Raw genomic sequence first — 10,772 nt, forward strand, 5'->3', positions numbered from 1 at the left:
GCAGGCGCTTTTTACTAAGAAACAGGTCATAATTCTGTAATGGTATAAACAACTACCCAACGAAAAGGAACGCAACATGGCACACTCTGTCAATCTCACCGTCAAGGACGCTACTGGCCGCGTCATCGGCGAATACACCATCAAAGCCGGCGGTGCACCGCTACAAATCGAAGCGGTGAACAACGTCTACTACGAATTTGCCAAAGCCGGCGGGCGCGGCCCGGCGGCGGTCAGTGGCACACGCAGCGGCGATGACCTTATAGTGAACATTGACAATAACAATAGCCTGATCATCAAAGATTACTTCAGCAACGGTCAGGGTGCGCTAGTCGGCATGCAGGCTGACGGTACGCCATACATCTACCCGGTGGTGGATAACACCCCGGAACACATCTTGGCGAGCGAAATTGATACCGGGACGGCAGCAGGCAGCAGCCTGCCACCGGCAGCGGTTGCCGGCATCATCGGCGGCGTAGCACTGACGGCGGGCGGCATTGCCATCGCTGCACATAACCACGATAAACACCATCACGACGACAACGTGACACCGCCTCCACAGCCTAACCCCCAACCCAATCCGAATCCACAACCTAACCCGAATCCCCAGCCCAATCCGGATCCTCAGCCGAACCCGCAACCGATCCCAGAACCACAACCTAACCCAAACCCGCAGCCGATTCCGGATCCGCAACCCAATCCGAATCCACAACCTAACCCGAATCCGCAACCTAACCCGAATCCACAACCTAACCCGAATCCACAACCTAACCCGAATCCACAACCTAACCCGAATCCGCAACCTAACCCGAATCCACAACCTAACCCGAATCCACAACCCAATCACGCGGGCAAAATCAGCATCATCGGCGAGGCCAAAGTTGGGCAGACGCTGACCGCTGCCGTTAGCGACGACGACGGCGCGCCCGCTAACGTGCAATACCAGTGGCTGCGTGACGGCCAGCCGATCAGTGGACAAACAGGCAGCACCTACACCCTCACCCGCACCGATGCGGGACACAAAATCACCGTGCGTGCTACCTACAAAGACAACGCCGGACACAACGAAAACCCGCTGAGCGAGGCCACCGCTACCGTCGCCGATACCCCGGCACCAAATCCGCCGCCGCAACCGAACCACGAAGGCAAAATCAGCATCAGCGGCGAGGCGAAAGTTGGACAGACGCTGACCGCTGCCGTTAGCGATGACGACGGCGTACCCAATAACGTGCAATACCAATGGCTACGTGACGGCCAGCCGATTGCCAACCAAACAGGCAACACCTATACCCTCACCCGTGACGACGCGGGACACAAAATCACCGTGCGCGCCACCTACAAAGACAACGCCGGACATGATGAAAGCCCGCTAAGCGAGGCAACAGCGGCGGTTGCTGACACCCCCGCGCCGAACCCACAACCGAATCACACAGGCAAAATCACCCTCAGCGGCGAAGCGAAAGTCGGACAGACGCTGACCGCTGCCGTTAGCGACGACGACGGCGTCCCCGCTAACGTGCAATATCAGTGGCTGCGAGACGGTCAGCCGATCAGTGGACAAACAGGCAGCACCTACACCCTCACCCGCACCGATGCGGGACACAAAATCACCGTACGCGCTACCTACAAAGACAACGCCGGACATGACGAAAACCCGCTGAGCGAGGCCACTGCTACCGTTACCGATACCCCTGCACCAAATCCGCCGCCGCCGCAACCGAATCACGAAGGCAAAATCAGCATCAGCGGTGAGGCCAAAGTTGGACAAACACTGACCGCAGCCGTTGCCGATGACGACGGCATCCCCAATAACGTGCAATACCAATGGCTACGCGACGGCCAGCCGATCAGCGGACAAACGGGCGCAACCTACCAGCTCACCCGCGACGACGCCGGACACAAAATCACCGTGCGCGCCACCTACAAAGACAACGCCGGACACGACGAAAACCCGCTGAGCGAGGCCACCGCTACCGTTACCGATACCCCTGCACCAAATCCGCCGCCGCAACCCAACCACACGGGAAAAATCAGCATCAGCGGTGAGGCGAAAATCGGACAGACGCTGACCGCTGCCGTTAGCGATGACGACGGCGTCCCCAATAACGTGCAATACCAGTGGCTACGCGACGGCCAGCCGATCAGCGGACAAACAGGCAGCAGCTACACGCTCACCCGCGACGACGCGGGACACAAAATCACCGTGCGTGCGACCTACAAAGACAACGCCGGACACGACGAAAACCCGCTAAGCGAGGCCACTGCTACCGTTACCGATACCCCAGCACCAAATCCGCCGCCGCAGCCCAATCACACGGGCAAAATCAGCATCAGCGGTGAGGCCAAAGTGGGAGAGACTCTCGCTGCACAAATCAGCGATGACGACGGCGTCCCCGCTAACGTGCAATACCAATGGCTGCGCGACGGCCAGCCGATCAGCGGACAAACGGGCGCAACCTATCAGCTCACTCGTGGCGACGCGGGACACAAAATCAGCGTGCATGTCGAATACACCGACAACAAGGGCACGACAGAAAAACCGACCAGTGCCGCGCTGGAGGTGGAAAACAGCCCAACCCCGCCGAACCACGAAGGCACGGTGAGCATCACGGGCGAGGGCAAAGTCGGTAGCGAACTTACCGCCAACATCAGCGATGCAGACGGTGTGCCGGATACAGGCGTGACCTACCAATGGCAGCGTGATGGGCAACCGATCGCCCAGGCCAATGGCAAGACCTATACCCTGACCCCGGACGATGCCGGACACAAAATCAGCGTGCATGTCGAATACACCGACAACAAGGGCACGACAGAAAAACCGACCAGTGCAGAACTGGATATCGGCAAAGACACCCCGCCCCCACCGGTGAACCAGCAAGGCGTGATCACCATCGACGGCAACGCCAAAGCAGGCGAAACCCTGACGGCCAAAATCAGTGACGCCGACGGCGTGCCGGATACGGGCGTCACCTACCAATGGCAGCGTGACGGACAACCGATCGCCCAGGCGAACGGCAAAACCTACGCCCTGACCCAAGAAGACATAGGTCACAAAATCAGCGTACAGGCGACCTACAAAGACAACGCCGGACACGACGAAAACATCAGCAGCATGCCGACGGCGGAAATAGCGGGAGCGGACAGCACCAACCACGCGCCGACCGACATCACCCTGAGCCAGAACCAGGTGATAGAAGGCAAAGACGGTGCAGAAATCGGCAAGCTGACGACAACAGACGAAGACACGACGGACACCCACACCTACCGTGTGAGTGATAGCCGCTTTGAAGTTAGCGCTGACGGCACCCTCAAACTCAAAGCGGGCGAACACCTGGACTTTGCCAAAGAACCGAGCGTAACCCTGAGCGTGACGACAGATGACGGGCACGGCGGTACCTACAGCAAAGCATTCACCCTGCAAGTCCAGGATGATCCTAGCTATCCCGCCCAGCCGCAAAATCACGCCCCGACCGACATTACCCTGAGCCAGAATCAGGTGATCGAAGGCAAAGACGGTGCAGAAATCGGCAAGCTGACGACGATAGACGAAGATGCCAACGATGTTCACACCTATACCGTGACCGACGAGCGCTTTGAAGTGACCGCTGACGGCACCCTGAAACTGAAAGCGGGGCAGCATCTCGACTTTGCCCAGGAGCCAAGCGTCAACCTGAGCGTGACGACAGATGACGGGCACGGCGGCACCTACAGCAAAGCATTCACCCTGCAAGTACAAGATGATCCCAACTATCCCGCCCAGCCGCAAAATCACGCGCCGACCGACATTACCCTGAGCCAGAACCAGGTGATGGAAGGCAAAGACGGTGCAGAAATCGGCAAGCTGACGACGACGGACGAAGACGCCAACGATGTTCACACCTATACCGTGAACGACGATCGCTTTGAAGTGACAGCCGACGGCACCCTGAAACTGAAAGCGGGGCAGCATCTCGACTTTGCCCAGGAGCCAAGCGTCAACCTGAGCGTGACCACGAACGACGGGTACGGAGGTACCTACAGCAAAGCATTCACCCTGCAAGTCCAGGATGATCCTAACTATCCCGCCCAGCCGCAAAATCACGCCCCGACCGACATTACCCTGAGCCAGAATCAGGTGATCGAAGGCAAAGACGGTGCAGAAATCGGCAAGCTGACGACGACAGACGAAGATGCCAACGATGTTCACACCTATACCGTGACCGACGAGCGCTTTGAAGTGACCGCTGACGGCACCCTGAAACTGAAAGCGGGCGAACACCTGGACTTTGCCAAAGAGCCGAGCGTAACCCTGAGCGTGACGACGGATGACGGGCACGGCGGCACGTTCAGTAAAACCTTCACCGTCTCCGTGCAAGATGACCCCAACTATCCCGCCCAGCCGCAAAATCACGCCCCGACCGACATCACCCTGAGCCAGAATCAGGTGATGGAAGGCAAAGACGGTGCAGAAATCGGCAAGCTGACGACGACAGACGAAGACGTCAACGATGTCCACACCTATACCGTGAACGACGAGCGCTTTGAAGTGACCGCTGACGGCACTCTGAAACTGAAAGCGGGGCAGCATCTCGACTTTGCCCAAGAACCAAACGTCAACCTGAGCGTGACCACGGACGATGGTCACGGCGGCACGTTCAGTAAAACCTTCACCGTCTCCGTGCAAGATGATCCCAACTATCCCGCCCAGCCGCAGGGGACACCCGTTCTTGGCTTGCAGGGGGTGAGTGTTGTCAAAGAAGGCGAGGCGGCACAATACAAGTTGCTACTCAATCACCCTGCCGAGCAGGATGTGACAGTTGAGGTAGAAGTAACAAGCAGCGGTACAACACATGGTGTAAAAAATGAAGTCCGCACCCTGACCATTCCCAAAGGCGAAAGCAGCCTGACTTTTGCCGTTGATACCGCGCATAACGGCGTGGAAGACAATGGCAGCCATTTCAAACTCCGTATCAAACATGCCGAAGGTGCCACTCTGAACACAGCCGCACCGTCAGACATGACGCATGGCAGCGGTGGGGAAAACACGTTTGGGACAACCAACACCTTCAGCGCCGCCGGACTGAGGGGCGAATACAGGCTTTTCAGTGCCGGTCCAAAGCTGGTGCTGTATCTGCATGGTGAAGCCATCAATGACTATGGCCAGAATGCTTCTATCTTTTCCGAATACGTTGCAGATCGCGGTGATGCCACGGTGCTGATGGTAAAAACGCCGGACAGCGCAAGCGGCTCGTGGAGCGTGAATGGTGCACAAAATGCCCGTTATCTGCGGGCCTTGCTTGAAGAGATATACAGCAAATACGACCTTGATAAAGGTGACGTCTTGCTGATGGGCAACGGCGGCGGTGCCGATTTCATTACCCGTTACCTGTTACCCGAACACAATGACCTGTTCAGCGGCGGCACCGCGCTGATGATAGGCGGTGGTGCGGCAGACTCCACGCTACATTTCGGCAAGCCCCCGACAGATGGCCTGAAACAGCACTTGCAGCTCAAATGGATAGCGGGTAGTTCCGATGGTGATACCGTCGCCGCTGCCCAGCATGCGCAGGAACAATACGCGCAGGCGGGCTTCCATACCCAGCAGGAAACCATACCGAATGGGGACAAGATGAGCGCCGTCGGCCATATCTACGATGCCTTCTACGATGAAATCGATAACAAAAACACGGGTTCAATGGAAATGACGACCAGGGTCAGCGACATTGATGCCACCAACCATGCCCCGACCAACATCACGCTATACCAAACGACCATTGCCGAAGGCAAGGATGGTGTGGAAATTGGTTGGCTGGACACCGTTGATCCTGATTGGCAGGACAAACACAGTTATACCGTCAGTGATGAACGCTTTGAAGTAACCCGAGAGGGGCGGCTGAAGCTGAAAGCCGGGCAGCATATTGATTACGCCGATGAACAGACCGTTACCCTGACTATCACGACAACCGATACAGGCGGTTTGAGCTTCACCAAAGCCTTCACCCTGCAAGTCAAAGATAATCCGCTTTACCCCTCAACGGAAAATCATGTCCCGACAGACATTCAGCTGGATCAGGGACTGCCTCTGATCAATGGTGAGCAGCAGTACTACATTAAAGAGGGTAAAGACGGCATGTCCATCGGTACGGTGAAGACTGTTGATCCTGATCCTCAAGACAGCCACCGTTATGCATTGAGCGATGAACGTTTCGAAATCACGGCTGACGGCATCCTCAAACTCAAAGACGGTGTGCATATTGACTATGCGGCGGAAACAAAAGTCACGCTGACCATCACTGCGACTGATCAAGGCGGCCTTAGCGTTGAAAAAACCTTTACCCTGCGCGTGGATGATGATCCGAACTATCCCAATCGTGAAGGCAGCGTCACCATCAGCGGCGATGCCAAAGTGGGCAGTACCCTTACCGCGAACGTGAGCGATCCCGATACCGTGTCCGACAGCAGCATCCGCTACCAGTGGCTGATTGACGGCGTGGCTGTGCAGGGGGCGACACAAAAAACCTACACCCTGCGCCCTGAAGACGCAGGCAAAAAAGTCAGCGTCCATGTCGAATACCGCGATAACGGTCTGCATGATGAAGCCCACGACTGCGACAGCCTTGATGTCGCAGCACAGTCCGCCAATCAGCCGGGTTCCGTTACCATCAGCGGTGAGGCGAAAGTGGGTAGTGAACTGACTGCCACTGTGACCGATGCCGATAAATTCGACACCGCTAACGTGCAATACCAATGGCTGCGCGATGGCCAGCCCATCGACAAGGCTAACGGCAGCACCTATACGCTCAGTAAAGACGACGCCGGGCACAAAATCAGCGTGCAGGCGACGTACAAAGACAACGCCGGACACGATGAAAACCCGACGAGCGAGGTGACCGACATCCCTGCACCGCCGCCGAATCAACCGGGCACCGTCACCATCACAGGTGACGCGAAAGTGGGCAGCGAACTCACGGCGACCGTCAGTGACAGCGATGGCGTACCGGATAGCGGCGTGACCTACCAATGGCTGCGCGACGGCCAGCCTATCGACAAGGCCAACGGCAGCACCTATACGCTCACCAAAGATGACGCCGGGCACAAAATCACCGTGCAGGCCACCTACAAAGACAACGCCGGGCACGACGAAAACCCGACGAGCGAGGTGACTGACATCCCCGCGCCGCCGCCGAATCAACCGGGCAGCATCGCCATCAGCGGCGACGCGAAAGTGGGCAGCACCCTCACCGCTACTGTCAGCGACGGCGACGATTTCGCTGCTGACAAAGTCCAATACCAATGGCTGCGCGACGGCCAGCCTATCGACAAGGCCAACGGCAGCACCTATACGCTCAGTAAAGACGACGCCGGGCACAAAATTACCGTGCAGGCGACCTATAAAGACAACGCCGGACATGATGAAAGCCCTATCAGTGAAGCAGCGGATATCCCCGCCCTGTCTGCCAACCATCAGGGCAGCGTTACCATCACAGGCGAAGCACTGGTCGACAAAATCCTAACCGCGACCATTGACGACAAAGACGGCGTTGACACCGCCCAGGCGCATTACCAATGGCTGGTAGACGGCAAAGCCGTAGACGGTGCGACGAATGCCACCTACAAAGTCCGCCCCGAAGATGCTGGTAAAAGCATCAGTGTGCACGTCGAATACACCGACAACGCCGCGCACGACGAAAAACTCGATAGCGGCGCGGCCGATGCCACTGTGGATCACCACAGCGGCTACAAACTTGTCTGGAAGGATGAATTTGACGGTACCACGCTTAACCGCGATAACTGGGGTTACCAGACCGGCGGCTGGAACAGCTCGAAAGTGCAGAACTACTACAGCGACAGCGACAAAAACGTCTCCGTCAGCGATGGCAGCCTCAAAATCACCGCGCACCACGAAAGCACCCCCATCAAGACTGGCTCGGGCGAGAACGAGAAAAGCTACGACTTCTCCTCGGGCTTCGTGCAAACCCAGGGCAAGCAAGCGTGGACTTACGGCTACTTTGAAGCACGGCTGAAAATGCCGAATGCCGAAAACGGCAGCCTGTGGCCGGCATTCTGGATGAGTCCGGACAAAGCCAAATACGGTGGCTGGCCGCGCAGTGGCGAAATAGACGTCCTTGAAACCCGCAGCTACATCAACAACGAAGACCGCGATCACGACGGGCAAATCAAAGTCGCCGCCGATGCTCACTGGGGCACCGGCTACGGCAAAGGCAACCACCGCCACAAACAGGGCATCACCTACGTGGATGGCAGCGACGAATGGCACACCTACGCCGTCAAATGGCAGGAAGGCAAACTCGAATACTACGTGGATGGCCGTCACTACCACACCATTGACAACTTCGCTGCGCCGAACGCCACTGATCACCCAGGCCCCTTCAACATCCCGTTCTACCTGCGCCTCAACGTTGCGGTCGGCGGCGACTACATGACCGGGAAATACCAAGATGCGCACAACAGCATCGATAAATTCCCGGCAACAATGGAAGTTGACTACGTCCGTGTTTACCAGCAGGACGGAACCCCGCCCACCCCGCCGCAGACCAACCACGCGCCAACGGGCAGCGTGACCATCAGCGGCAAAGCCCAGGTTGGCGAAACCCTGAGTGCTGCCAACACCCTTGCTGATGAAGATGGCCTCGGCAGCATTACCTACCACTGGTTAGCCGATGGTCGCGAAATAGGGCAGGGCGCGAGCTACACCCTGACCGAAGCCGAAAAAGGCAAAACCATCAGCGTGCGCGCCGAATACACCGACGGCAAAGGCACTCCGGAAGCCGTCGAAAGCGAAGGTACTGCCGCTATTGGCGAACCCGTCACCCCGCCAACAGCTACCCTTAGCGGTGCAGAAAACGTCAACGAAGGCGAAGCGGCGGAATACACCTTGACCCTGGATAAGGCCAGCGACCAACCCGTCACCCTCACACTCAAGCTCACCCACGGCGAAACGACGGATGGCGACCTCGGCAGCATCAGCAAAACCCTGACCATCCCGGCGGGTGAGACCAGCGCGAAAGTGAGCCTGCAAACCACCGCCGACGGCATCCCGGAAAACACCGAGCACTACACCCTGAGCATCAGCGGGGCGGAAGGCGCGGCGGTCGGCGCGGACAAAGCCGTTACCACTGCCATTGCGGATAACGACGAAAAAGCCGCCTACCATACCGGCAGCGTTGCCGACACTACCTTCGCTGGCGACCGCTCTGCAAATAACCACTACTTCGTTAACAGCCTGGACAGTACCCAACGGGCAACCTATGGGCACTATAGCGGCCACAAAGCCGGTGAGGGACTGCGCATTACCTACACTTTCTCCGAAGACGGTGTGGAAAACGGCAAAGTCGTGAATGGTCATCGCCCATTCAGCGCGCAACAAAAAGTGGACATCCGTACCGTGCTGGATCACCTCGAAGAACACGTCAACGTGAAATTCACGGAGGGCAGCAATGCCACCCTGAACTTCTACCTGCATAATCTTGGCAACGGCACATCCGGCTATGGCGTCTACGGCGGCAACGTCCACCTCAACACACACTACTACACCGCAGACGATGCCTTTGCCCCAAAACCGCCATACATCTTTGATGCCGCAACCCGCAACCTGACCCTCAAGCATGGTTGGGGCACCGTGTTGCACGAAATCGGGCACAGCCTCGGCATGGACCATCCCTTCGGCCACGATGACAGCAGCCTGGACATCAACAAAGCCGAAGACCGCAACGACCTCACCGTGATGTCTTACACCACCGGACAATATCTCTACAACGTTGACCTCGGCGGAGGCTACACCTCACGGGAAATTGCACTCTCGCCGATCAAACTCGGCATCTACGACCTGGCCGCGTTGCACCATGCCTACGGCGTCAACCCCAACTACCACAGCGGTGATGATACCTACGGCTTCAAACCATTTAACAAAGATGCCGTCGGTAACGACATCTACATCCACGACGGCGGCGGGCAGGACACCTTTGACGCCAGCGAACAAACGCTAGACCTCAACATTGACCTCACCCCCGGCAGCTGGATCTACGCTGGCAGCAAAGCCGAACACCTGGCGCTGGATGACAGCGGCAACCCGACCACCGGACAAGCCTTCATCGGCTACGGCACACAAATAGAGAGCGCGAAAGGCGGCACGGGCAACGACACCATCAAGGGCAACAGCGCGGCCAACTACCTCTTCGGCTTCGACGGCAACGACAACATTGACGGCGGCGCGGGCAACGACCAAATCGAAGGCGGACGTGGCAACGACACCCTGAAAGGCGGCGCAGGCGGAGACACCTTTATCTTCCGCAGCCCGTTTGACGGCACGATTGACACCCTGCTCGACTTCAATGCCGCCGAAGGCGACCGCATCCAGCTTGATCACAATATCTTCACCGGCCTGCAAAAAGGCAGCCTGAGTGCAGAACAATTTGTGAAAGGGACGGAAGCGAAAGACGCCGACGACCGCATCATCTACAACCAGGCGACGGGCGAACTTGCCTACGACGCAGACGGCAACGGCAGCGGCGCAGCGGTAACCATTGCCCGCCTCGGCATCAACACCGAACTGGAACAAAACCACATCCAGATCATCTGAAGCCATGACGGCTCGCCGTCTAACGGCGAGAAAAAATCCGACGCGCCAGCGTCGGATTTTTTATGCCCACGCCGCTTGAACGAAGCGACAAAACCGCCGCTTGAACGAAGCGACAAAACCGCCGCTTGAACGAAGCGACAAAACCGCCGCTTGAACGAAGCGACAAAACCGCCGCGTGAAAGAAGCGACAAAACCG

General features: G+C 57.6%; 1 protein-coding gene. It reads left to right on the forward strand.

Annotated features, from left to right (window positions below):
- The first annotated feature begins 76 nt into the window (after positions 1-76).
- A complete protein-coding gene (locus LG374_RS12370; protein WP_225757983.1) occupies positions 77-10,576 on the forward strand; it encodes a family 16 glycosylhydrolase in 10,500 nt (3,499 codons plus the stop codon).
- Positions 10,577-10,772 lie beyond the last annotated feature (196 nt).

The organism is Cardiobacterium sp. Marseille-Q4385 (genome assembly GCF_916618745.1).
Classification (GTDB): domain Bacteria; phylum Pseudomonadota; class Gammaproteobacteria; order Cardiobacteriales; family Cardiobacteriaceae; genus Cardiobacterium.

What these genes read in the sequence shown, in the direction of transcription:
- LG374_RS12370 (WP_225757983.1), top strand. Translation starts at nt 77, where the DNA reads ATGGCACACTCTGTCAATCTCACCGTCAAGGACGCTACTGGCCGCGTC.